The sequence below is a fragment of the Streptomyces sp. NPDC023481 genome (genome assembly GCF_055560195.1).
Genome location: NZ_JBVHJE010000018.1, coordinates 163,665 through 186,577, shown reverse-complemented (window position 1 = coordinate 186,577; position 22,913 = coordinate 163,665). Strand labels below are relative to the sequence as shown.

General features: G+C 71.4%; 21 protein-coding genes and 1 riboswitch. Of the genes, 10 read left to right on the top strand and 11 right to left on the bottom strand.

Annotated elements, in window-relative coordinates:
- Positions 1-23 precede the first annotated feature (23 nt).
- The 4 genes from ftsR to ACZ3ZD_RS30495 all read left to right on the top strand — a co-directional run bounded on the left by ftsR (position 24) and on the right by ACZ3ZD_RS30495 (position 3,863).
- Complete coding sequence (ftsR, locus tag ACZ3ZD_RS30510; protein ID WP_467404251.1) at positions 24-761, top strand: transcriptional regulator FtsR; 738 nt, start codon at positions 24-26, stop codon at positions 759-761.
- Between the two features lie 86 nt (positions 762-847).
- Entirely contained in the window at positions 848-1,321 is a 474-nt protein-coding gene (locus tag ACZ3ZD_RS30505; RefSeq protein WP_026253112.1) for a bifunctional nuclease family protein, read from the top strand.
- A 269-nt stretch (positions 1,322-1,590) separates the two neighbouring features.
- Entirely contained in the window at positions 1,591-2,277 is a 687-nt protein-coding gene (locus ACZ3ZD_RS30500) for a MerR family transcriptional regulator (protein ID WP_467404247.1), read from the top strand.
- 68 nt (positions 2,278-2,345) lie between these two features.
- Positions 2,346-3,863, top strand: a complete 1,518-nt coding sequence (locus ACZ3ZD_RS30495; RefSeq protein WP_467404244.1) for a DNA polymerase IV — start codon at positions 2,346-2,348, stop codon at positions 3,861-3,863.
- Positions 3,864-3,957: 94 nt separating this feature from the next.
- On the opposite strand, the gene ACZ3ZD_RS30490 is transcribed toward ACZ3ZD_RS30495, so the two are convergent.
- Positions 3,958-4,329: a PRC-barrel domain-containing protein gene (locus ACZ3ZD_RS30490; RefSeq protein WP_467404241.1), complete on the bottom strand. Its 372-nt coding sequence runs from the start codon at positions 4,327-4,329 to the stop codon at positions 3,958-3,960.
- Between the two features lie 119 nt (positions 4,330-4,448).
- Positions 4,449-4,543, top strand: a riboswitch (glycine riboswitch).
- A 174-nt stretch (positions 4,544-4,717) separates the two neighbouring features.
- On the opposite strand from ACZ3ZD_RS30490, the gene gcvP reads away from it, so the two are divergent.
- Positions 4,718-7,603 carry an aminomethyl-transferring glycine dehydrogenase gene (gene gcvP, locus ACZ3ZD_RS30485; protein WP_467404239.1) on the top strand — a complete coding sequence of 962 codons (2,886 nt, stop codon included), beginning with the start codon at positions 4,718-4,720 and terminating at the stop codon, positions 7,601-7,603.
- 99 nt (positions 7,604-7,702) lie between these two features.
- Here gcvP and ACZ3ZD_RS30480 read toward each other — a convergent pair whose 3' ends face one another.
- The 8 genes from ACZ3ZD_RS30480 to ACZ3ZD_RS30445 all read right to left on the bottom strand — a co-directional run bounded on the left by ACZ3ZD_RS30480 (position 7,703) and on the right by ACZ3ZD_RS30445 (position 15,009).
- Positions 7,703-8,122, bottom strand: coding sequence for a TOBE domain-containing protein (locus tag ACZ3ZD_RS30480; RefSeq protein ID WP_467404235.1), 420 nt, complete (start codon positions 8,120-8,122; stop codon positions 7,703-7,705).
- Between the two features lie 28 nt (positions 8,123-8,150).
- Complete coding sequence (locus ACZ3ZD_RS30475; RefSeq protein WP_467404234.1) at positions 8,151-9,248, bottom strand: ABC transporter ATP-binding protein; 1,098 nt, start codon at positions 9,246-9,248, stop codon at positions 8,151-8,153.
- Positions 9,245-10,105 (bottom strand): molybdate ABC transporter permease subunit, encoded by an 861-nt coding sequence (modB, locus tag ACZ3ZD_RS30470; protein ID WP_467404230.1) that lies wholly within the window; start codon positions 10,103-10,105, stop codon positions 9,245-9,247. Before modB ends, ACZ3ZD_RS30475 begins: the two co-directional genes overlap by 4 nt.
- Positions 10,102-10,932, bottom strand: coding sequence for a molybdate ABC transporter substrate-binding protein (gene modA / locus ACZ3ZD_RS30465; RefSeq protein WP_467404228.1), 831 nt, complete (start codon positions 10,930-10,932; stop codon positions 10,102-10,104). Before modA ends, modB begins: the two co-directional genes overlap by 4 nt.
- A gap of 201 nt (positions 10,933-11,133) precedes the next feature.
- Positions 11,134-11,529: a TOBE domain-containing protein gene (locus tag ACZ3ZD_RS30460; RefSeq protein ID WP_467404225.1), complete on the bottom strand. Its 396-nt coding sequence runs from the start codon at positions 11,527-11,529 to the stop codon at positions 11,134-11,136.
- Positions 11,530-11,613: 84 nt separating this feature from the next.
- Positions 11,614-13,572 (bottom strand): APC family permease, encoded by a 1,959-nt coding sequence (locus ACZ3ZD_RS30455; protein ID WP_467404221.1) that lies wholly within the window; start codon positions 13,570-13,572, stop codon positions 11,614-11,616.
- Between the two features lie 229 nt (positions 13,573-13,801).
- Positions 13,802-14,359 (bottom strand): hypothetical protein, encoded by a 558-nt coding sequence (locus tag ACZ3ZD_RS30450; RefSeq protein ID WP_467404218.1) that lies wholly within the window; start codon positions 14,357-14,359, stop codon positions 13,802-13,804.
- Between the two features lie 119 nt (positions 14,360-14,478).
- Entirely contained in the window at positions 14,479-15,009 is a 531-nt protein-coding gene (locus ACZ3ZD_RS30445) for a universal stress protein (protein WP_467404216.1), read from the bottom strand.
- Between the two features lie 365 nt (positions 15,010-15,374).
- Here ACZ3ZD_RS30445 and ACZ3ZD_RS30440 point away from each other — a divergent pair, with 365 nt between their 5' ends.
- Genes ACZ3ZD_RS30440 through ACZ3ZD_RS30425 form a run of 4 tightly spaced genes read left to right on the top strand, consistent with a single transcriptional unit; the run spans position 15,375 to position 19,587 of the window.
- Positions 15,375-16,670, top strand: a complete 1,296-nt coding sequence (locus ACZ3ZD_RS30440) for an extracellular solute-binding protein (RefSeq protein WP_467404213.1) — start codon at positions 15,375-15,377, stop codon at positions 16,668-16,670.
- A 6-nt stretch (positions 16,671-16,676) separates the two neighbouring features.
- Complete coding sequence (locus ACZ3ZD_RS30435; protein WP_467404211.1) at positions 16,677-17,675, top strand: carbohydrate ABC transporter permease; 999 nt, start codon at positions 16,677-16,679, stop codon at positions 17,673-17,675.
- Positions 17,672-18,505, top strand: coding sequence for a carbohydrate ABC transporter permease (locus ACZ3ZD_RS30430; RefSeq protein ID WP_467404208.1), 834 nt, complete (start codon positions 17,672-17,674; stop codon positions 18,503-18,505). Before ACZ3ZD_RS30435 ends, ACZ3ZD_RS30430 begins: the two co-directional genes overlap by 4 nt.
- Positions 18,506-18,543: 38 nt before the next feature.
- On the top strand, positions 18,544-19,587 hold the full coding sequence (locus ACZ3ZD_RS30425; RefSeq protein WP_467404205.1) for an endo-1,4-beta-xylanase: 1,044 nt from the start codon (positions 18,544-18,546) through the stop codon (positions 19,585-19,587).
- A 94-nt stretch (positions 19,588-19,681) separates the two neighbouring features.
- On the opposite strand, the gene ACZ3ZD_RS30420 is transcribed toward ACZ3ZD_RS30425, so the two are convergent.
- Both ACZ3ZD_RS30420 and ACZ3ZD_RS30415 read right to left on the bottom strand, forming a co-directional pair.
- Entirely contained in the window at positions 19,682-19,888 is a 207-nt protein-coding gene (locus tag ACZ3ZD_RS30420) for a DUF5999 family protein (RefSeq protein ID WP_353756501.1), read from the bottom strand.
- Between the two features lie 306 nt (positions 19,889-20,194).
- A complete protein-coding gene (locus tag ACZ3ZD_RS30415; protein WP_467404200.1) occupies positions 20,195-20,794 on the bottom strand; it encodes a hypothetical protein in 600 nt (199 codons plus the stop codon).
- A gap of 571 nt (positions 20,795-21,365) precedes the next feature.
- On the opposite strand from ACZ3ZD_RS30415, the gene ACZ3ZD_RS30410 reads away from it, so the two are divergent.
- Entirely contained in the window at positions 21,366-22,883 is a 1,518-nt protein-coding gene (locus ACZ3ZD_RS30410; RefSeq protein ID WP_467404196.1) for a glutamate-cysteine ligase family protein, read from the top strand.
- Positions 22,884-22,913: the final 30 nt, after the last annotated feature.

Below are 22,913 nucleotides of genomic sequence, written 5' to 3'. Positions count from 1 at the left end.
GGGGGGACCCCCAGGGAAGGTCCATGCTTCAAACACCGAGCGGCGGTGCCGGAAGCGGTACCGCCGCCAGGGACAGTGGCCTGATGAGCATCGGCACGGTGCTGAACGTGCTGCGCGACGAGTTCCCCGAAGTCACCATCTCCAAGATCCGCTTCCTGGAGTCGGAGGGGCTCATCGAACCGCAGCGGACCCCGTCGGGGTACCGCAAGTTCAGCGCCGCGGACGTCGAGCGCCTCGGGCACGTCCTGCGGATGCAGCGGGACCACTACCTGCCGCTCAAGGTGATCAGGGAGCATCTGGACGCCATGGCGCGGGGTGAGGCCGTCCCGCTGCCCCTGGTGGGGCGCCAGCGCACCCCGGACGACGTGCCGGTGCCGGCGGAAGCGCGCACGGTGACCAGGATCGGCCGGGCCCAGCTGCTGGCCGCGGCGGACATCGGCGAGGACGAACTGCGCGAGTGGGAGTCCTACGGGCTGCTCACTCCCCTGGAGGACGGGGCGTACGACGCCGAGGCCGTGACCGTGGCCTCGCTCATCGCCGAGCTGGGCCGGTTCGGGATCGAGCCACGCCACCTCCGGGTGATGAAGGCCGCCGCGGACCGGGAGGCGGGGCTGGTCGACCAGGTGATGGCCCCGCTCAAGCGCCACCGCAACCCGCAGACCAGGGCCCACGCCGAGGCCCGTACGAAGGAGCTGGCGGCCCTCGCGGTGAGGCTGCACGCGGCGCTGGTGCAGACCGCTCTGGGAGTGCGGCTGCCCTGACCCGGCGGGCCCGCGGGACGGCCGGATCGGGCACCTGTTCCCGGCCCGACTACCCAAACGTCCCGGGCACGGCCTAGGGTTGCTGTGTGAACGAGCTCGATGTCGTAGGTGTCCGGGTCGAAATGCCCTCCAACCAGCCGATCGTGCTCCTGCGCGAAGTGGGGGGCGACCGCTACCTCCCCATCTGGATCGGGCCGGGGGAGGCGACGGCGATCGCCTTCGCCCAGCAGGGCATGGCCCCCGCGCGCCCGCTGACCCACGACCTGTTCAAGGACGTGCTGGAGGCCGTCGGCCAGGAGCTGACCGAGGTGCGCATCACCGATCTGCGGGAAGGGGTCTTCTACGCGGAGCTGGTGTTCGCCAGCGGGGTCGAGGTCAGCGCCCGCCCCTCCGATGCCATAGCGCTGGCCTTGCGCACCGGAACGCCGATCTACGGCAGCGACACGGTGCTGGACGACGCGGGTATCGCCATTCCGGACGAGCAGGAGGACGAGGTGGAGAAGTTCCGCGAGTTCCTCGACCAGATCTCGCCCGAGGACTTCGGCACCAGCAGCCAGTGAGCGGCGGGGGCGGGTCCGCCGAACCTGCCGGGTCCTGTTTCTCGGGGCGGACGGAGGCGCCGCGCGGCTGGTCGCCCCGGCATTTGCCTGCGGCCAGTGAGAGCGTCCTACGGCCCGCCGCGAGCGCATTCGGCTAGCCTTTCCCCGCGGTGGGACACGGGAAACCACTCCTAGGGTGATTATCACTCGGCGTGCCGAGTGTGGCGATCGTTGACGCACCCCTGGTGACTGCCTACCGTCGAGAAGGCAGGTCAAGGACGGAGGTCGGCGTGAGAACCAGCGGCGACGGTACGGCTGGGGGTGCCCCCGGACGCAGTTTCGGGGAGAGCGGTCCGTACGCGCCCCCGAGCCCGCGACTTCGCTCAGATGGGGGACACCCCCGTCCGGGCAGCGTGGTGGATCACGCTCCGCAGCTGCCGACGGCGGTGCCGAACGGTGGAGGGGTGGCGGCCATGACGTCCGAGCAGCAGATCGGCTACCGGGGGCCCACGGCGTGCGCGGCGGCCGGTATCACCTACCGGCAGCTCGACTACTGGGCGCGTACCGGTCTGGTCGAGCCCAGCGTGCGGCCCGCCTACGGGTCGGGCACCCAGCGGCTGTACAGCTTCCGGGACGTCGTCGTCCTGAAGATCGTAAAGCGGTTCCTGGACACCGGGGTGTCGCTGCAGAACATCCGTACGGCCGTCCAGCACCTCAGGGAACGCGGTTTCCGTGACCTGGAGCGGATGACCCTGATGAGCGACGGTGCCACGGTGTACGAGTGCACCTCGCCGGACGAGGTCCACGCCCTGCTCCAGGGCGGTCAGGGCATCTTCGGGATCGCCGTCGGCGTGGTGTGGCGTGACGTGGAAAGCGCCCTCTCCCAGCTGCACGGTGAGCGCATCGACACCGGCGAGACGCTCCTCGGGCACAACCCCGGGGACGAGCTGGCGCGGCGCCGCAACCGGGCGGTCTGACCGCCGGAACCTCACCGGGGCGCTCCGGCACCACCGCATTGTCAGTGGCATGGTGCAGCATCGGAGATGTGAGAAACGCGCCCACGATCCTGCATCTCGACATGGATGCCTTCTTCGCCTCGGTGGAGCAGGCTTCCAAGCCGAGCCTGCGCGGGAAGGCGGTCGTCGTGGGCGGGCTCGGACCGCGTGGGGTGGTGGCCACCGCGTCGTACGAGGCACGTGTGTTCGGGGTCCACTCGGCGATGCCCATGGCCCAGGCGCGCCGGCTGGCGCCCAACGCCGCCTATCTGGTGCCGCGCTTCGGTCTGTACCGAGCGGTCAGCGAGCAGGTGATGGCGCTGCTGCGGGAGCTGTCACCGCTGGTGGAGCCGCTGAGCCTGGACGAGGCGTTCGTGGACCTGGAGGCCGGGGGAGCGGCCTGGGACGAGGAGTCGGCGCGGCGGGCCGGGGAGACGCTGCGCAAGGACATCCGGGCGGTCACCGGGCTCACCGGTTCGGTGGGACTCGCCGCCTCGAAAATGCTGGCGAAGATCGCGTCCGAGCAGGCCAAGCCGGACGGTCTGGTGCTGATAGAGCCGGGCACCGAGCGGGCGATGCTGGGGCCGCTGTCGGTGCGGACCCTGCCGGGGGTGGGGCCCGCCACCGGGGATCATCTGCGCCGGGCCGGGATCAGTACGGTGCAGGAGCTGGCCGAGGCCGGTGAGGACGAGCTGGTCCGGCTGCTCGGCAAGGCGCACGGGCACGCGCTGTACGCGATGGCCCAGGCCCGGGACGAGCGGCCCGTGGTGGCCGAGCGGGAGACGAAGTCGGTGTCGGTGGAGGACACCTACGACGTGGACATCCACGACCGGCTGCGGGTCGGCCTGGAGGTGCAGCGGCTGGCCGACCGGTGCGTGCGGCGGCTGCGCGAGGCGGGGCTGTCGGGGCGGACCATCGTGCTGAAGGTACGACGGTACGACTTCTCCACGCTGACCCGCTCCGAGACGCTCCGGGGGCCGACGGACGATCCCGCGGTCATCCGGGAGGCGGCCGCGCGGCTGCTGGACTCCGTGGACACCACGGGTGGGGTGCGGCTGCTCGGGGTGGGGGTGTCCGGGCTCGCCGACTACACGCAGGAGGACCTGTTCGCGCAGGCGATGCCCTCGCGGGAGGTGGCGGAGGTGCCGGAGGAGCCCGCGGCCGAGGGCGTCGTGGAGCGGCCCGAGCCGGTGGAACGGCACTGGCGCGCCGGACAGGACGTGCGGCACGCGGAGTACGGGCCGGGGTGGGTGCAGGGCAGTGGGCTGGGCCGGGTGACGGTGCGGTTCGAGACGCCGCTGTCCCTGCCGGGGCGTGTGCGGACGTTCTTCGTCGCGGACCCCGCGCTGGAGGAGTCCGAGCCGCTGCCGCTGGTCCCGACCCGCCCCCCTCCCCAGGCTCCGCCCCGCCCCCCGGCCCCGCAGGAGAGCCGGTCCGAGGAGCCCTTGGGCGGGACCGGGGGTTCGCACACGGGTCTGGGCTCGGAGGAGCGCCTGGGCGGTCACTCGGAGGGGGAGCGGGCCGTGGATGCGGGCCGGGTCCAGGGGGTGGGGCAGGACGCGGGGTAGGGCGAATCGCCGCGGGCCAGGCGTACAGGCCAGGCGTACAGGCCGGGCGGCGAGTGGAGGGCCGGTCGAGAGGGAGGCGTGGGGCGGGGTGGGGTCAGGGGTTCTCCGGGCCGGCCAGTTTGCCGAAGGTGTGGTCCGGGACCGTGGGGGGTGGGCCTGCGTCGAGGCCGTAGTGGTGGTAGAGCTGGAGTTCCTGGGCGGGGGAGAGGTGGCGGCCCACGCCGAAGTCGGGGGCGTCCTTGATCAGGGCGCGGTCGAAGGGGACGTGGAGGGAGCCGTCGACGAGTTCGCTGGGCTCCAGGGGGACGAACGCGTCCCGGGAGAAGAGGCCGGTTCGTATGGCGGCCCACTCGGGTACGCCGGTGGCGTCGTCCAGGTACACCTCGTCGATGGTGCCGATCTTGGTGCCATTGCGGTCGAACGCCTTGCGGCCGATCAGGTTGCGCGGATCGATGTCGGTCTGCACGGTCCCTCTCCCTCCACGTGGTCGCAACTCATCCGTAAGCACTACAAAAGAGCACATTCACCGAGGCGGCCACTCGAAGGCCCCGGCGTTGACCTCGCTGGTAGGCTGACAGCGGCTGCTGACCCCGTGCGGGAGAGTCCTCCGACCACCTCGGAGGCGCCGAAGGAGCAAATCCTCCCCGGAATCTCTCAGGCCCACGTACCGCACGGACGAGGTCACTCTGGAAAGCAGGGCGGGTGTCGACGGCTCCCGCCCTCACCGACGGTGAAAGCCGGCGCCCGCGGGTCGCCGGTGAAGCTCTCAGGTTGAGATGACAGAGGGGGAGGCCGTCGGGGTATCCGTACCGGGGTGCCCCTCGAAGGTCGCGTCAGACCAGGAGGCCTCCGCAATGACCGTCCATCGCACTCCGCTCTCCGAGCTCGAAGCCGGCATCCCGTTCGAGCAGCGCCACATCGGGCCCGACCAGGAGGCGCGGGCCAAGATGCTCGCGCAGGTCGGATACGGCTCGCTCGACGAGCTGACCGCCGCCGCGGTCCCGGATGTGATCAAGAACGCCGATGCCCTGGACCTGCCGGGCGCCCGCACGGAGGCCGAGGTGCTCGCCGAGCTGCGTTCGCTCGCCGACCGCAACCAGGTGCTGGGCTCCATGATCGGGCTCGGCTACTACGGCACGTTCACCCCGCCCGTCATCCTGCGCAACGTCATGGAGAACCCGGCCTGGTACACGGCCTACACGCCGTACCAGCCGGAGATCTCCCAGGGGCGACTCGAGGCCCTGCTGAACTTCCAGACCATGGTCGCCGACCTCGCCGGTCTGCCCACCTCCGGCGCCTCCCTGCTGGACGAGGGCACGGCCGCGGCCGAGGCCATGGCGCTGTCCCGGCGGATGGGCAGGAACAAGAAGGGCCTGTTCCTGGTCGACGCGGACACGCTGCCGCAGACCATCGCCGTGATCGAGACCCGTGCCGAGCCGACCGGCGTCGAGGTGGTCGTCGCCGACCTCGGCGACGGCATCCCGGCGGAGATCGCCGAGCGCGAGATCAACGGCGTGCTGATCCAGTACCCGGGCGCCTCCGGTGCCGTACGCGACATCAAGCCGGTCATCGACCAGGCCCACGAGCTGGGTGCCCTCGTCACCGTCGCCGCCGACCTGCTGGCGCTCACCCTGCTCACCTCGCCGGGTGAGCTCGGCGCGGACATCGCCGTCGGCACCACCCAGCGCTTCGGTGTGCCGATGGGCTTCGGCGGACCCCACGCCGGCTACATGGCCGTACACGAGAAGTTCGCCCGCAGCCTGCCCGGGCGGCTGGTGGGTGTCTCCGTGGACGCCGACGGGAACAGGGCCTACCGGCTCGCCCTGCAGACCCGTGAGCAGCACATCCGCCGCGAGAAGGCCACCAGCAACATCTGCACCGCGCAGGTGCTGCTCGCCGTGATGGCCGGCATGTACGCCGTCTACCACGGCCCGGACGGGCTCAGGACCATCGCCCGGCGCACCCACCGGTACGCCACGATCCTCGCCGAGGGGCTGAAGGCCGGCGGCGTGGAGATCGTCCACGGCGCCTACTTCGACACCGTCACCGCGCGTGTGCCCGGCAGGGCCGCCGAGGTCGTCGCCGCCGCGCGGGCCAACGGGGTCAACCTGCGGCTGGTCGACGCCGACCACGTCTCGGCCGCCTGCGACGAGACCACCGGCCGGGCCCAGCTGGCGGCCGTCTTCGCCGCCTTCGGTGTCGAGGGGAACATCGAGGCGCTGGACGCGAGCGCCGAGGACACCCTGCCCGAGGCGCTGCTGCGCACCGACGCCTACCTGACCCACCCGGTCTTCCACCAGCACCGCTCCGAAACGGCCATGCTGCGCTACCTGCGCAAGCTGGCCGACCGTGACTACGCGCTCGACCGCGGCATGATCCCGCTGGGCTCCTGCACCATGAAGCTCAACGCGACCACGGAGATGGAGCCGGTCACCTGGCCCGAGTTCGGGCAGCTGCACCCGTTCGCGCCCGCCGAGCAGGCGCAGGGCTACCTCACGCTCATCCGCGAGCTGGAAGAGCGTCTCGCCGAGGTCACCGGCTACGACAAGGTCTCGCTCCAGCCCAACGCCGGTTCGCAGGGCGAGCTGGCCGGCCTGCTCGCCGTACGCGGCTACCACCGGGCCAACGGCGACGAGCAGCGCACCGTCTGCCTCATCCCGTCCTCCGCGCACGGCACCAACGCGGCCAGCGCCGTGATGGCCGGCATGAAGGTCGTCGTCGTGAAGACCGCCGAGGACGGCGAGATCGACGTCGAGGACCTGAGGGCGAAGATCGAGCAGTACCGCGACGAGCTGTCGGTGCTGATGATCACCTACCCGTCGACGCACGGCGTGTTCGAGGAGCACGTCGCCGACATCTGCGCCCAGGTGCACGAGGCCGGCGGTCAGGTGTACGTCGACGGCGCCAACCTCAACGCCCTGGTCGGCCTCGCCAAGCCCGGCCACTTCGGTGGTGACGTCTCCCACCTGAACCTGCACAAGACGTTCTGCATCCCGCACGGCGGCGGCGGTCCGGGCGTGGGCCCGGTCGCGGTCCGCTCGCACCTGGCGCCGTACCTGCCCAACCACCCGCTCCAGCCGGAGGCCGGCCCGGAGACGGGCGTCGGCCCCATCTCGGCGGCCCCGTGGGGCAGCGCGGGCATCCTGCCGATCTCGTGGGCGTACGTCCGCCTCATGGGCGGCGAGGGCCTCAAGCGGGCCACCCAGGTGGCCGTGCTCTCCGCCAACTACATCGCCAAGCGCCTGGAGCCGCACTACCCGGTCCTCTACACCGGCCCCGGCAACCTGGTCGCGCACGAGTGCATCATCGACCTGCGCCCGCTGACCAAGGCGACCGGCGTGAGCGTGGACGACGTGGCCAAGCGCCTGATCGACTACGGCTTCCACGCGCCGACCATGTCCTTCCCGGTGGCCGGCACGCTGATGATCGAGCCGACCGAGTCGGAGGACATCACCGAGCTGGACCGTTTCTGCGAGGCGCTGATCGCCATCCGCGCGGAGATCGAGAAGGTCGGCTCCGGCGAGTGGCCCGCAGAGGACAACCCGCTGCGGGGCGCCCCGCACACCGCCGCCGCGCTCACCGGTGAGTGGACGCACGCCTACAGCCGCGACGAGGCCGTCTTCCCGGCCGGTGTCTCGGCCGCCGACAAGTACTGGCCGCCGGTGCGCCGCATCGACCAGGCCTTCGGCGACCGCAACCTGGTGTGCTCCTGCCCGCCGCTGGACGCCTACGAGGACTGAGCGAACGGTGAAGGGCCCCGTCCGGACTCCGCGTCCGGAGGGGGCTTCACCGTGTCAGGCCGTCGTCAAGCCGATGACAGGCCGGCCCCCGGGCCCTCGTCAGGCCGTGGCCAGGGCGACCTCGGTGGACTTGATCAGGGCGATCACGGGGGAGCCGGGGGTGAGGCCGAGGTCGGCGGCGGACTCCTGGGTGATGGCCGACGTCAGTTCGCCGCCCTCGATGCCGATCTTCACGGTGGCCATGGCGGCGCCCGAGGACACGCGCGTGACGGTGCCGGGCAGCTGGTTGCGGATGGAGACGTGCTGGACCGGCGCGGTGGCCAGGGACACCTCGGTGGACTTCACCAGGGCGCGGACCGTGGCGCCCTCGGCCAGGGCGAGTTCCCGGGCGGACTCCAGGGTGATGGCCGCGGTGAGGTCCTGACCGCCGGTGAGGCGGATCTTCACGGTGGCCATGACCTGGCCGAGGTGTACCTCGGTGACGGTGCCCGGCAGCTGGTTGCGGATGCTCAGAGTCATGGGCACCCACCGTAGAGCGCGGATGTGCTCAGGCCGGGTACGCGTGGGTCTGCGTCGCCTTGACCGTCGCCCACACCGGTGCACCCGGGCGCAGGTCCAGCTCGGCGGCGGCCACCGTCGTCAGGTCCGCCGCGAGCGGCAGCTCACCGGTGAGGTCGACGCGGATCTGGTCGCCGTGCGTCTCCAGCCCGGCGACCTCGCAGCGCCACAGGTTGCGGGCGCTGGCGCCGGAGGGGCGGTCCACGAACAGGGACACGGCGGACGGCGGGAACGCCACGAATACCGGGCCGGACAGCTCCTCCGTGGTCGTGACCGCGGGCCCGGCGTCCAGTCGTACGGTGTGCCCGGCGGCCTGTCCGCGGTAGAGGTTGAGGCCGACGAGCTGGGCGATGTAGTCCGTGCGCGGGCGGCGGGCGATCTCGGCCGGGGTGCCCTCCTGGACGAGCCGACCGTGTTCCACGACCACCAGCCGGTCCGCGAGGACCATGGCGTCCAGCGGATCGTGGGTGACCAGGACGGAGACGGCCTCGAACTCGGCCAGGTGGCGGCGCAGTTGTGCGCGGACCTCCAGGCGGGTACGGGCATCCAGTGCCGCCAGCGGCTCGTCCAGCAGGAGCAGCCGGGGCCGGGTGGCGAGCGCGCGGGCGAGCGCGACGCGCTGGGCCTGGCCGCCGGAGAGCCGGCGCGGCCTGGCGCCCGCGTGCTGCGTCAGGCCCATGCGCTCCAGCCAGGCGGCGGCGCGGGCGCGGGCCTCGGCCCTGCTCGCGCCCCGGCAGCGGGGGCCGAACGCGACGTTGTCCAGGGCGGACAGATGGGGGAAGAGCAGGTAGTCCTGGAAGACCACGCCGACCGGGCGTGACTCGGGGGGCGTGTGCTCCAGCGGGGTGCCGTCCAGGTGGAGGTGGCCGTCCGTGAGGGGGGTGAGGCCGGCGAGGGCGCGCAGGGCGGTGGTCTTGCCGGCGCCGTTGGGGCCGAGCAGGGCCAGGACGTCGCCGGGGGCGGCGGTGAGGGTCACGTCCAGACGGAAGCCGGGACGGTCGACCACGAGGCGGGCGTGCAGCCCGGGGGGCGGGAGCGCGGCGGGGGACCGGTCCTGGGCCGGGGCGGGCTGGGCGTCGTTCGTCATGATGGTGTCATCCAGCGGTCCCTGAGACCTGCCAGGACCGTGATCGAGACGGCCAGGAGGACCAGGCTGAGGGCGATGGCGGCCTCGGGGTCGTCCTGGAGGGCGAGATAGACCGCGAGGGGCATGGTCTGGGTGCGGCCGGGGAAGTTGCCCGCGAACGTGATCGTCGCGCCGAACTCGCCGAGCGCCCGGGCCCAGGCCAGCACCGCACCGGCCGCGATGCCCGGCGCGACCAGCGGCAGCGTGACCCGGCGGAACGCGGTGAAGCGGGAGGCGCCGAGGGTGGTCGCCGCTTCCTCGTAGCGCGGGTCGGCGGCGCGCAGGGTGCCCTCGACGCTGATGACCAGGAACGGCATCGCGACGAACGCCTCCGCGATCACGACCCCGGCCGTGGTGAACGGCAGGGTGATCCCGAACCAGGAGTCCAGCCACCGGCCGACCACCCCGTTGCGGCCGAGGGCCAGCAGCAGGGCCACTCCGCCGACGACCGGGGGCAGGACGAGGGGCAGCGTCACCAGGGCCCGTACGAACCCACGGCCGGGAAACTCCGTACGGGCCAGTAGCCAGGCGAGCGGCACGCCCAGGACGAGGCTGACGGCCGTCGCCGCGGTGGCGCTGGTCAGGGACAGCTGGAGTGCCTGCCACACCCCGGTGCTGGTCAGCTCGGCCGGCAGGCTGCGCCAGGGCGCGCGGACCAGCAGCGCGATCAGCGGCAGCAGCAGGAACGCCAGGGCCAGCGCGCCCGGGAGCAGCAGCGGCAGCGGCGCCCCCGGCCGGCTCCTCGTGCCGACGCGGCGGCGCCGCGGGCGGCCCGTGCGGGGGCCGGCCGCGGCGCCGGGTTCGTCGAGCCGGGTCACGGCTTGAGGAACCCGGCCTCGCTCAGCACCCGCTGTCCCTGGGCGGACCGGACGAGGGCGATGAACGCCTTGGCGGCCTGGGCGTTCGGCGCGTTCTTCAGCAGGGCGATCGGGTAGTCGTTGATCGCGTCGGCGGACTCGGGGAACTCCACGCCCTCCACCTTGCCACCCGCGGCGTGCACGTCGGTCTTGTAGACGACGGCGGCGTCGGCCTCCTTCAGCTCCACCTTGGTCAGGGCGCCCTTGACGTCCTGCTCGTAGGAGACCGGGGTGAGCTTCAGCTTGCTGGCGTCCAGGGCCTTCTGGGCGGCGGCGCCGCACGGCACGGTCCTGTCGCACAGGACGACCTTGAGACCGGACTTGGTCAGGTCCTTCAGGGAGGACACCTTGTGCGGGTTGCCCGGCACGGTGGCGATCTCCAGCTGGTTGCGGACGAAGGTGGCCGGGGCGCCGGCCGCGTCCTCCTTGTCCGTGACGATGGCCATGGTCTTGGGACTGGCAGCGGCGAACACGTCCGCCGGGGCACCACCGGTGATGCTCGCGGCGAGGCTGTCGCTGCCGCCGAAGTTGAAGCTGACCTTGGTGCCCGGGTGGTCCTGCTCGAACTTCTTGCCCAGGGCCGTGAAGCTCTCCTGCAGGGAGGCCGCCGCGAACACGGTGACCGTGCCGGACACCTTCGCGTCGGCCGGCGCGCCCGAGCCGGCCGGGCTGCCGGAGGAGTCGGGGGAGTCCGACGAGGAGGAGCAGGCGCTGAGGGCCGTCAGGGCGGCGACTCCCGCACCGGCCAGCTGCCACATCCGCCGGGTCCGGTGCACGGAACGGGTCATCACGGATCTACTCCTCGGTTCTGTCGAACAGGTGTCGCGCCCTGCACGGCCGGTGACGGCCCGCGGCGACGATAATGCCGCATCTGCGAGGTGTAGGTCTGCTGTCGCATCGCATGAGCCACACAGTTGTGATGTGGGCCTCGCATGTGCGTTACTACGGGCCTCTGGGGAGGCGTAGGCCCTGCGGGAGATGGATCCGGGTCAGGCCCGGTCGATGTGCACGTTGGTGGACTTCACGCGGGCGGTGGCCTCCATGCCGACCTCCAGGCCCAGCTCCTCCACGGCCTCCCGGGTGAGCAGGGAGACCAGCCGGTGCGGGCCGGCCTGGACCTCCACCTGGGCGGCGACGTCGCCGAGCTTGATCGCGGTGACGATGCCGGGGAAGGCGTTGCGGACGGAGGTGTGCGAGGCGTCCTCCTCGGTGGCGCCGCTCTTGGCCAGTTCGACGGAGAACGCGGCGAGGTCCCTGCCGTCGATGAGCCGCCGCCCGGACTCGTCACGGTGGGTGGTCACCCGGCCGGCGTCGGCCCAGCGGCGGGCGGTGTCCGGGCTGACACCGAGCAGCCGGGCGGCCTGGCCGATCGTGTAGGACTGCATGCCGGTCACGATAGGGCCACGCGGCTCGGACCGTGCAGGCGGGACCCACCGCCGGTACGACGTGACGCGCGTCCCGGGCCGCCGTCAGCCCGTGTGGACGCGGGGCCGGCGGGCCCGGTCCGGTTCCGCCTCGCGGAGCACCTCACGGGTGACCGGGGCGACCTCGCCCTGGCCGAAGAGGAAGAAGCGCAGGAAGTTGGCGAACGGGTTGCCCTCGGTCCACTCGAAGTAGATGTGCGGGGTGCAGCCCGTGAGGTCCCGCACGTGCAGCAGCAGTGCGGCGAGGGCGTTCGGGATGGAGGCCGACTCCAGCGTCAGCACCCGGTAGCGGCCGTGCAGCACCTCGCCGCGCGCGGTCAGGCTCGCCTCGAACTCGGACGGGTCGGTGACCGTGACCTCCAGGAAGACGAAGTCCTCCTGCTCGGGCAGGTCGTTGTCGGCCCGGATCTGCTCGATCTTGTCGCGGTACTCGGCGTTGTCGCGCCGGTCCGGCTCGTTGGCGATGAACCGCATCCTACGGCTGGCCAGGTCCCGGACGAATCGTTCCGCCATCGGGTCGAGCGACACACTGGTCACCCGCAGCTCGAAGGCGCGGGCCAGCCGGGACAGCAGCGAGACCAGCATGATGCCCGCGATGAAACAGGCACCGATCTTCACACCGTCCGGGCGCTCGATGACGTTCACGACGGTGGTGTAGAGGAACACCGCCGAGATCACCGCGAAGACGACGGTCCAGCCGCGCTGCCCCGCCTTGCGCGCGGCGATGGTCACCGCGATCGCGGCCGAGCTGATCAGCACCAGGACGCCGGTGGCGTAGGCGCCGCCCTGGGCGTCCACGTTGGCGTCGAAGATCCAGGTCACCAGGAACGCGATCAGGGTGAAGACGATGACCATGGGGCGTACGGCGCGGGCCCAGTGCGGGGCCATGCCGTAGCGGGGCAGGTAGCGCGGCATCAGGTTGAGCAGGCCCGCCATGGCGGAGGCGCCGGCGAACCACAGGATGGCGATGGTCGAGACGTCGTAGACCGTGCCGAAGGCGTTGCCCAGGTACTCGTGCGCGAGGTAGGCGAGCGCGCGGCCGTTGGCCTGGCCGCCGGGTTTGAACTCCTTCTCCGGGATCAGCAGCGTGGTGATGAAGCTGGTGGCGATCAGGAAGCAGCTCATGATCAGCGCGGCGGTGGTCAGCAGCTTCTTCGTGTCGCGGATACGGCCCCTCGGCCGCTCCTCGGTGTCGCCCGGGTCGCCCTTGACGTGCGGCATGACGGCGACGCCGGTCTCGAAGCCGGACAGGCCCAGGGCGAGCTTCGGGAAGACGATGAGCGCCACGCCGATCATCACGAAGACGTTCCCGTGCTGCGTGGTCAGCGCGCTGCTCCAGTCGGTGATCACGTGGCCGGCGGTGGCCACGTGCCACAGGCCGGTGAACACGACGACGAGGTTGAGGACGAGGTACACGCCCACCAGGGCGACCGCGACCCCGATGGCCTCCAGGAAGCCCTTGAGGAAGACCGCGCCGAGCAGCGCCACGAGGAACAGCGTGATCAGCATCTGCTTGCCGGCCAGGGCGTCCGTCAGATGCGGGTTCTCCACCAGGTGGGTGGAGGCGTCGGCGGCGGAGAGCGTGATGGTGATCAGGAAGTCGGTCGCCGCGAAGCCCAGCAGGGTGAGCACGAAGAGCTTGCCCTGCCAGAAGGACAGCAGGCGCTCCAGCATCGCGATGGAGCCCTCGCCGTGCGGGCTCTCCTCGGCCACCCGGCGGTACACCGGCAGGGCACCGGCCAGGGTCACGACGACGAGCACGATGGTCGCCACCGGGGAGAGCAGACCGGCCGCCAGGGCCGCGATGCCCGGCTGGTAGCCGAGGGTGGAGAAGTAGTCGACACCGGTCAGGCACATCACCCGCCACCAGCGCTGTCCCTGGTGCGGCGGCTCCGGCTCGGCGTGCGGTCCCGTGTGGCCACCGCCCTTGCCCATGTCGGACAGTCCCTCCAGCATCCAGGCGCGCAGGCGGCTGGTACTGGGAGGGCGCTCGGTCGTGGCCATCGGCGTGCTCCTGATGTGCGGCTCAGCTGTTCTCGGCCATCACACGGACGGCGGCACAAGCGTAAACAGAGCGTGATGCCCGGGCCTGTGGATCAGGGCTCGGGAGGCGTCAAGCTTGCGTTAAGAATGGCCGGTGAGAGGGCGGTCACATCAGGAAGGCCGCGCGGGCGGCCGTAGCGGAGAAGGGCCGTGGCCGGTCCGCTCCCGGGAGGGAGCCGACCACCGAGCGTCACTCCAGGCCCGACGCCCGGAACACGCCCAGGGCCGTCTCCCGGTCCACGCGGCGGGCCAGGCTGTGCAGGGCGGTCGTGCCGCACCGCAGGGTGCCGGCCGCCTCGGCGGCGCGGGCGCCCTCGTCCAGCCGGTACCACAGGTCCGGGTTGCGGACGAGGATCTCGGGGTCGATCTCCACCCGGTTGCCGAGGAGGTCGTGCAGCACCAGGCGCGGGGTGACGCCGTCCAGCGGGCTCACGGCGGTCAGCAGATCGGTGCGCACGCGACGGGTGCGCAGCAGCCGGCGGCTCGCCAGCCAGCCCGGGCCGGCCGAGACGCGCGCCGGGTACAGCACGAGGAGCAGCAGCAGGGCCAGCAGCAGCCACAGGGCGGCCCGCGCCCAGGTCAGCGAGCCGGCCACCTGGTCCACGCCCAGCAGCAGCCCGAACAGCGCGCCGGCACACCGGCCCGCACTGCGCCCCTCCCCGGCCCAGTTCCGGTCGTACGCCACGGCCCCGGTGCCGGACGGGTACGAGCCGGTCGGCCGAGGGCGGATGCGGTCGCGGTGCTCCATGGGGAAAACGGTAGACCGCCGACGGAGCGGCGCCCCGCACCTTGACGGCGCCCTGACGGCGGTGCGGGCGTTCTTGACGCGACGGTAGCGGGGTGGCCGTGGACAGGGCCGCGCCGGAGTCACAGCTCCCGGGTGTCGAGCCGCAGGTGCCAGGTGTTGCGGCGGTGGACGGAGAGCAGTTCCGACTCCAGCGGGGACGGCGGGACCGCCAGGACCGGGCAGCGGGCGTGGGACACGCAGTGCCGGGAGACCCGGGCCGCGAAGGGCCGGCGCAGGCCCCGCCGGCCCGTGCCGACGACCAGGACGTCGCTCTCGCGGTCGGCGACCGCCACCAGGGCCGGGCCCGGGGCGCCGTGGACGACGACGGCGTGCACCGGTACGCCGGGACTCTCCGCGCTGAAGATCTCGTACAGGACCGCGGCCAGCCGCTGCCTGGCCAGCCGCCGCCACTCCTCCAGCAGCGGGCCGGCGGCGGGGGCGCGGCGCGCGGCGGGGTCGCCGCCCGGTGGCTCCCAGGCCAGCACCGGCCACAGCTCGGCTCCCAGCCGGCGGGCCAGCGCGGTGGCCCGGCGCAGGGCCGTGACGCTGTTCAGGGAGCCGCTCACACCGACGACCACTCGGGCGACGCAAGAGGCGTCGTTACCGGACATGACTCCACCGTTCCGGGCAAGGTCTCGCTCCCTTCCATCCCACTCCCGCACCGGGGATCCGACCAGCCGGAGGGCACGACCGTCTCCGTCGGCCCGCCTGGATTCGGGCCCGCGAACGAAACATTCGATCTCTCCCAGGGGCGTACCGTCTGCCGTCGGTTCGGCCGTATGCCCGTCACCTCGTGCACGACACCTTGACGCTCCCCATGTGCCTTCCTAGAGTCGCCGTTCGGAACGTTCGAGGAATCACTCGAATGTTTCGGCTCACCGGTGACCGGCGAACGCGTCGGCGACTCTCGGTGGTGCCCGGTTTTCTCAGCCGGGACCCTCTCCGAAGCAACTCGAAAGTTTCGAAGGAGCGCATGATGGGCGACCCTGCACTGTCCCGCCGCGGTTTCCTGGCGGCCTCCGTCGGCGCCGGCCTCGGTGCGGCCGCGCTCAGCGGCTGCGGCGGCGACTCGGACGGAGGGTCGTCCTCGGGGACGACCACGGTCGAGTGGTGGAACATCTCGACCACGCAGCCCGCCAAGACCGTGTGGGCGGCCCTGGCCAGGAAGTTCGAGAGCGACAACCCCAAGGTCAGGATAAAGATCGTCCAGCTGGAGAACGACGCCTACAAGTCGAAGATGACCGCGCTCATCGCCTCCGGGAAGCTGCCGGACATCTTCCACACCTGGGGCGGGGGTGTGCTGAAGCAACAGGTCGACGCGGGACTGGTCGAGGACCTCACGGACCGCACCAAGCCCTGGGCCGACGGTCTGCTGCCGGTGGCGAAGGATCCGTACCTATTGGACGGCAAGGTGTACGGCATCCCGTTCGACATCGGCATGATCGGCTTCTGGTACAACAAGGCGCTCTTCAAGAAGGCCGGGATCGGCACGCCCCCGACCACCTGGAGCGGCTTCCTGGACTCCGTGCGGAAGCTGAAGGCCGCCGGCGTCACACCACTCGCCCTGGCGGGCAAGGAGAAGTGGCCCGGCATGTACTACTGGGCCTACCTGGCGATGCGCACCGCCGGGGTCGACGCGCTCCGCAAGGCAAGCGACACCAAGGACTTCACCGGCGCCGGCTTCGTGCGGGCCGGACAGCACCTGAAGGAGCTGGTGGACCTCCAGCCGTTCCAGAAGGGCTACCTCGGCGCCGCGTACTCCACCCCGACCGGCCAGGCCGCGAGCGTCGGCAACGGCAAGGCGGCCATGGAACTCATGGGCCAGTGGGCGCCCGTCGTGGAGGCCGACGCCGGCAAGGGCCTCGGCGCGAACCTGGGCTTCTTCCCGTTCCCCGAGGTCGAGGGCGGCAACGGGAAGATCACCGAGGTGTTCGGCGGAGGCGGCGGACACGCCCTGCGCCGAGGAGCCCCGCAGGCCGCCGTCGACTTCCTGGAGTTCTTCGCCTCCCAGACCACCGACCGGGAACTGGTGAAGAAGACCGGGGTCCTGCCGGTCGTCCCGGCCGCCGAGTCCGTCCTCACCGACCCCAACCTCAAGGCCGTTCAGGCTCAGTTGAAGGCCGCCACCGGCTTCCAGCTCTACCTCGACCAGGCCTACGCGCCCGCCGTCGGCCAGGAGATCAACGACAGCGTGGCCGCGCTCATCGCCGGGTCCAAGTCCGCCGAACAGGTCGCGCAGTCGATCACCCGGACCGCCAAGGAAGCGCAGTAACCGGCGATGACCTCCACCTTCCTCCCGGACAAGCGCAGCGGCCCCGCCGCGGGCCCCCCGCTCCCGGCCGCCCGCGCGGACCGCGGCCGGACCCGGCGGCGCACGCTGAACTGGCTCACCGCGGTCGGCTTCCAACTGCCCGCGCTAGCCCTGTTCATCGGGCTGGTGCTGCTGCCGATGCTGTTCGCGCTGTACGCCGCCTTCTTCCGCTGGGGCGGCTTCGGCATGCCCTCCGACTACGTCGGAGGCGACAACTTCACCCGCCTCTTCCAGGACGACGTCTTCCTCGGCGACCTGTGGCGCTGCCTGGTGCTGGTGGCGCTCTCGCTCGTGCTCCAACTGCCGTTCGCGCTGGCCATGGCGGTGCTGCTGAACCAGCGGCTGCGCGGCAGGGCCGTGTACCGGATGCTGTTCTTCGCGCCGTACGTGCTGTCCGAGGCCATCACCGGCGTGCTCTTCGGTATGGTCTTCGCCCCGGACGACGGACTGGCCGACCACGTCCTGGGCGCCGTCGGCCTGGACGGCCTGGGCGGCGAGTGGTTCGCCGACCCCTCCTCCGTGATGGCCGCCCTCTTCCTCGTCATGACCTGGAAGTACTTCGGCTTCCACATGATGCTCTACCTGGCCGGACTCCAGTCCATCCCGGCCGAGTTGACGGAGGCGGCGCTGATCGACGGCGCCGGGCCCTGGCAGCGGTTCCGCAACGTCACCCTGCCGCTGCTCGCGCCCACCCTGCGCATCAGCGTCTTCCTGTCCGTGATCGGGGCGATCCAGCTGTTCGACCTCGTGTGGGTGATCACCCAGGGCGGCCCCGACCACCACTCCGAGACGATGGCCGTGACCATGTTCCAGTACGGCTTCAAGCGCTACCAGGTCGGCTACGCCAGCGCGATCAGCGTGGTCATGTTCGGCATCTGCCTCGTCTTCGCCCTCGCCTACCAGCGGTTCGTGCTCCGCCGCGACCTCGAAGGGGCCACCACGACCATGAGGGGGGACGGCACGTGACCCGCAGAACCGGGGGCGTCCGCACGCTGCCGCTGCACCTGATCCTCCTGGCGGTCGGCGCGGTGATGGTCGTACCGCTGCTGTACGCCGTCCTGTCCGGCTTCAAGTCCACCGACGAGCTGTCCCGCAACCCGTTCGGGCTGCCCGAGCACTGGCTGACCGGCAACTACACCGGCATCCTCGGCTCGGGCGGGTTCTGGCGGCTGGTCGGCAACAGCACCCTGATCGCGGTGGGCACCACCGTGCTCGTGGTCGCGGTGTCCGCGCTCGCGGCCTTCTCCTTCGCACGGTTCGCCTTCCGCGGGCGTGAGGTGCTGTTCACCGTCTTCACGATGGGACTGATGTTCCCCTTCGCGGTGGCCGCCCTGCCGCTGTTCCTGCTGCTGCGCTCCCTGGGCCTGCTGGACAACCCGCTCGGGGTGATCCTCCCGCAGGCCGCGTTCGGGCTGCCGATGACGATCATCATCCTGCGCGGCTTCTTCCGGCAGATCCCCGGCGAACTGGAGGAGGCCGCCACGCTCGACGGATGCAGCGCCTTCGGGTTCTTCTGGCGGGTCCTGCTGCCCATGGCCCGGCCGGCGCTCGGCACCGTCTCCGTCCTCGCCGTGGTCACCAGCTGGAACAACTTCCTCCTGCCGCTGCTGGTGTTCACCGACAGCACCTGGTGGACCCTGCCCATCGGCGTCCAGCAGTTCCAGGGGCAGTACTCGGCCGAGTACGCCCGGGTCTTCGCCTATCTCGTGCTCGCCATGGTCCCCGCCCTCGCCTTCTACTCGGTCGCCGAACGCCAGCTCGTCGGCGGCCTCACCGCAGGCGCCACCAAGGGCTGAACCGCACCCTTCCACGACCCCGGAACAGGAGCCCCACCATGCGTCTGAGACTCGCCGGCGCCCTCGCCGCCGTGCTGGTGACCGCCGGCCTGGCCACCGGACCCACCGCACAGGCCGCACCGGACCGGGCACACCCGACCACCCTCGCCGCCCTCGCCGAACGCCATGGCCGCTACTTCGGCAGCGCCACCGACAATCCCGAACTCACCGACACCGCCTACACCCGGCTCCTCGGAGACGAGTTCGACATGATCACCCCCGGCAACGGCATGAAGTGGTACGCCACCGAGCCGCGGCAGGGCGTCTTCGACTGGGCCAACGGCGACCAGATCGTCGACCTGGCCCGCGAGCACCACCAGAAGGTCCGCGCGCACACCCTCGTCTGGCACAGCCAGCTGCCCGACTGGCTCACCTCGCGGCAGTGGACGGCGAGCGACCTGCGGGCCGTGCTGAAGAAGCACATCACCACCGAGGTACGGCACTACCGGGGGAAGGTGTACTCCTGGGACGTCGTCAACGAGGCCTTCAACGAGGACGGCAGCTACCGCGACACCCTCTGGTACCGGACCCTCGGCCCCGGCTACATCGCCGACGCGCTGCGCTGGGCCCACCAGGCCGACCCGCACGCCAAGCTCTACCTCAACGACTACAACATCGAGGCGACCGGCCCGAAGAGCGACGCCTACTACCGGCTGGCCAAGGACCTCAGGGCCCGGGGCGTGCCCCTCGACGGCATCGGCTTCCAGGCCCATCTGGCGCTCCAGTACGGCTATCCCACCACCCTGGAGGACAACCTCCGCCGCTTCTCCCGGCTGGGCCTGGACACCGCGCTCACCGAGGTCGACGTACGGATGCAGCTGCCCACGACCGAGGAGAAGCTCGCCGAGCAGGCGACCTGGTACCGGAACCTCACCCGGGCCTGCCTGGCCGTACGCCGCTGCGTGGGCGTGACCATCTGGGACTACACCGACAAGTACTCCTGGATACCGGCGGTCTTCCCGGGCGAGGGCGCCGCCCTGCCGTGGGACGAGGAGCTACGCCCCAAGCCCGCCTACCAGGCGCTGCGGGAAGCGCTGCGCTAGCACCCCGCTACGCTGCGCGGCCGGTGCCGGACGCGCTTCGGGGCCGGTGCGCACCGGGTGCGTGCGGCCGGCCCCTCGGGTCACTGTGCCGTGCTCAGGCGGCGGTCATCACCCGGTCCGCACCGAGTGGGCGGTGCGGGGCGATGATGCGGCCGTCGGGCAGCAGCTCGCCGGTGTCCTCGAAGAGCAGGACGCCGTTGCACAGCAGGCTCCACCCCTGCTCCGGGTGGTGCGCCACGAGACGGGCGGACTCCCGGTCGGCGGATTCGGCTGGCGGGCACGGCGGCTGGTGCTGGCACATGGGCGGGATCTTTCGCTCTGATGTGATCATGTCCGTCCCCCGTGGTGGTGAGTCGGTCGGAGTCCAGTGTTGTCCTCTGGGCGTCGTTCCGCAGGGATTTCACGGCACCGCTTCTCACAGGTTCAGGACGCGTCACCCGCGCGGACGGTTCAGCCCAACTGCACGGTCCCTTCGGATGGTTCGCGGCGACCCTCCGGGTGGTCCACGGTGGCCGGATGGGACTAGGCCGGATGGCCCCGGGCGCAGAAACCCCCCGGCATGGCCGTACCCCGCTTCCCTTCCGGGGAGCGGGGTACGCGTGCGGGGTCAGGCGGGCGAACCGAGCACCGGTGAGCCGAGCAGGGGAAGAGGAGTCGCCCGATGGGTCAGCACCGGAAGCAACTCGGCGACCCGGAACGGACGGTGCGCCGGGATGCCGGGCGGCGCCGGCGCCAGCGGCACGAGCAGGTCGCCGGCGGCCGGATGCCCCTCGGTGCCGTCGCCGGAGCAGTCGCCGTGCAGCCACAGGGTGAGCATGTACAGACCGGGCACGGACAGCAGACGCGCCTGGTACGGCTGTTGCAGCGTCTCCGCCTGGTGCAGGGCGCGCTCGGTGGAGGCGACGTAGGGGCCCTCGAAGAAATGGGAGAAGGCCCAGCCGTCGGGCGTGAGCATGGTCTCGGCCGCGGCCACCGCGCGGTCGCCGCACCGGATCAGGAAGCGCCAGCCGGTCAGCCGCGTCGCGGACAGGCCTTGCGCGGTGATCCGGTCCAGTACGTGGACGGGCAGCGGGAGTTCCGCGGTGGCGGGACCCTGCGCGGCGCGCAGGGAGGGGGTGCGGGCCTCACGGACCGCGGTGGGGGAAGCGAGGGCTGTCAGGACGGAGCGCAGGGCGGGCGCGGGGGCAGGGGGCACGTGCAGCGGCATGTGGGTCGCCTCTCGTTCGACAGGCGCGGCGGCGCGAGGAGGGTGGGGCGGACGGCGCTGTCAGCTCACGGGGAAGGCCGGAGAGGTGGGGGCCCGGTTCGGCGGGGAAGAGACTGCGGCTCGATATGCCGCCCCTCAACCGGGACGGCGGGAACACCGCGGAAACCAGAACCGAGGGCGCCAACCTTCCGCCTTGTGGACGGAGTTTATACGACGCGTGTTCGCCGGTTGTTTCGGCTATCCGATTCCGGTCGGCCGGACAAGGCCGAATTAAGGCGTCGTTTTGCGGAAATTATCCCGATTTCCGGGCCGGGACCCCGGCTCTGACCTCGTCATACGCGCCAGTAGCGGTCGGCCGAATGTCATCGGCGTTTTTCACGAGGCGTTCGGGGCACCCGGAGGTGCACGATGCGGCATGCCCCGTGAATGTGCCGCAGGGAACATACGTAAGAGTAGCGGGTCACACGCCCGCGCGGGACGTTATCGATCGCTTCGGCTGGGCATCATCCCCCCTGACCCGGGAGCCCGGCGGCCGGATCGTCGGCCCGCCCATCCGAGGAGGGAAACTTCGATGGGGGAGAAGGTCGTGGCAGGCCAGTTCGACCTGTCCGATCGCCAGCGCTACCGAGAAAAGCTCCAGTCGTGCCTGACGGGACTGGAGCGGCTGCTGCGCGAGAAGCGGTTCGATCGCCCCAAGAACCTCATGGGCGTCGAGATCGAATTGAATCTCGCCGGGTCCGACGGTATGCCGAAAATGTTGAACGGGCAGGTTCTGGAGCGGATCGCCAGCCGCGATTTCCAAACAGAACTCGCCATGTTCAACCTGGAAGTCAACATAGCCCCACACCGACTGGGCGGCCGGGTATTCGACCGGCTCGCCGAAGAGCTGCGCACCTCGCTCGCCTACGCCGACCGGAAGGCCGGTGAGGTGGACGCGGGCATCGTGATGATCGGCATCCTGCCCACCCTCGGCCGGGACGACCTGGTCTCCTCCAACCTCTCGGAGGCCGACCGCTACACCCTGCTCAACGACCAGATCGTGGCCGCGCGCGGGGAGGACTTCCGGCTCGACATCGAGGGCGTGGAGCACCTCGTCTGCACCTCGAAGTCGATCGTGCCCGAGGCCGCGTGCACCTCCGTACAGCTGCACCTGCAGGTGACGCCGGGCCGGTTCGCCGACGTGTGGAACGCGGCCCAGGCGGCCTCCGCCGCGCAGATCGCCGTCGGCGCGAACTCACCGTTCCTCTTCGGGCACGAGCTGTGGCGCGAGTCCCGGCCCCCGCTGTTCCTCCAGTCCACCGACACCCGGCCGCCCGAACTCCAGGCCCAGGGCGTCCGGCCGCGCACCTGGTTCGGCGAGCGGTGGATCACCTCGGCGTACGACCTGTTCGAGGAGAACCTGCGCTACTTCCCGGCCCTGCTGCCGATCTGCGACGACGAGGATCCGCTGGAGGTCATCGAGGCCGGCGGGGTGCCCAAGCTCGCCGAACTCGTCCTGCACAACGGCACGATCTACCGCTGGAACCGGCCGGTGTACGGCATCGCGGACGGCGTCCCGCACCTCAGGGTGGAGAACCGGGTACTGCCGGCCGGCCCGACCATCACCGACGTGATCGCGAACTCGGCCTTCTACTACGGCCTCGTCCGTGCCCTCGCCGAGGAGCCCCGGCCGGTGTGGACGCGGCTGCCGTTCGAAGCGGCCGAGGCCAACTTCGACGCGGCGTGCCGGTACGGCATCGACGCCCGCTTCCTGTGGCCCCGGCGCGGACGCCACGGCGGCACGGGCGAGGTCGACGCGGTCACGCTGGTCCGCGACGAACTGCTCCCGCTCGCGGCAGCCGGGCTCGACGCGTGGGGCGTGGAGGCCGCCGACCGCGACCTCTACCTCGGCGTGATCGAGGAACGCTGCCGGCGCCGGGTGAACGGGGCGTCCTGGCAGGCGGCGACCTTCCACCGGGCGCTGGAACAGGGGATGTCCCGCGAGGCGGCCCTGGCCGCGACCACGCGCCGGTACGCCGAGCTGATGCATGTGGGGGAGCCGGTGCACATGTGGCCGGTGGGGCTGCCGGATCCGGTGCCGCTGGGGTGAGGCGGGCCGGCCGCCGAGGCTGAGCCGTAC

Coding starts and splice junctions, on each gene's coding strand:
- ftsR (WP_467404251.1), top strand. CDS start 24: ATGCTTCAAACACCGAGCGGCGGTGCCGGAAGCGGTACCGCCGCCAGG.
- gcvP (WP_467404239.1), top strand. CDS start 4,718: ATGACCGTCCATCGCACTCCGCTCTCCGAGCTCGAAGCCGGCATCCCG.
- ACZ3ZD_RS30480 (WP_467404235.1), bottom strand. CDS start 8,122: ATGACTCTGAGCATCCGCAACCAGCTGCCGGGCACCGTCACCGAGGTA.
- ACZ3ZD_RS30475 (WP_467404234.1), bottom strand. CDS start 9,248: ATGACGAACGACGCCCAGCCCGCCCCGGCCCAGGACCGGTCCCCCGCC.
- modA (WP_467404228.1), bottom strand. CDS start 10,932: ATGACCCGTTCCGTGCACCGGACCCGGCGGATGTGGCAGCTGGCCGGT.
- ACZ3ZD_RS30460 (WP_467404225.1), bottom strand. CDS start 11,529: ATGCAGTCCTACACGATCGGCCAGGCCGCCCGGCTGCTCGGTGTCAGC.
- ACZ3ZD_RS30455 (WP_467404221.1), bottom strand. CDS start 13,572: ATGGCCACGACCGAGCGCCCTCCCAGTACCAGCCGCCTGCGCGCCTGG.
- ACZ3ZD_RS30450 (WP_467404218.1), bottom strand. CDS start 14,359: ATGGAGCACCGCGACCGCATCCGCCCTCGGCCGACCGGCTCGTACCCG.
- ACZ3ZD_RS30445 (WP_467404216.1), bottom strand. CDS start 15,009: ATGTCCGGTAACGACGCCTCTTGCGTCGCCCGAGTGGTCGTCGGTGTG.
- ACZ3ZD_RS30440 (WP_467404213.1), top strand. CDS start 15,375: ATGGGCGACCCTGCACTGTCCCGCCGCGGTTTCCTGGCGGCCTCCGTC.
- ACZ3ZD_RS30435 (WP_467404211.1), top strand. CDS start 16,677: ATGACCTCCACCTTCCTCCCGGACAAGCGCAGCGGCCCCGCCGCGGGC.
- ACZ3ZD_RS30425 (WP_467404205.1), top strand. CDS start 18,544: ATGCGTCTGAGACTCGCCGGCGCCCTCGCCGCCGTGCTGGTGACCGCC.
- ACZ3ZD_RS30420 (WP_353756501.1), bottom strand. CDS start 19,888: ATGTGCCAGCACCAGCCGCCGTGCCCGCCAGCCGAATCCGCCGACCGG.
- ACZ3ZD_RS30415 (WP_467404200.1), bottom strand. CDS start 20,794: ATGCCGCTGCACGTGCCCCCTGCCCCCGCGCCCGCCCTGCGCTCCGTC.
- ACZ3ZD_RS30410 (WP_467404196.1), top strand. CDS start 21,366: ATGGGGGAGAAGGTCGTGGCAGGCCAGTTCGACCTGTCCGATCGCCAG.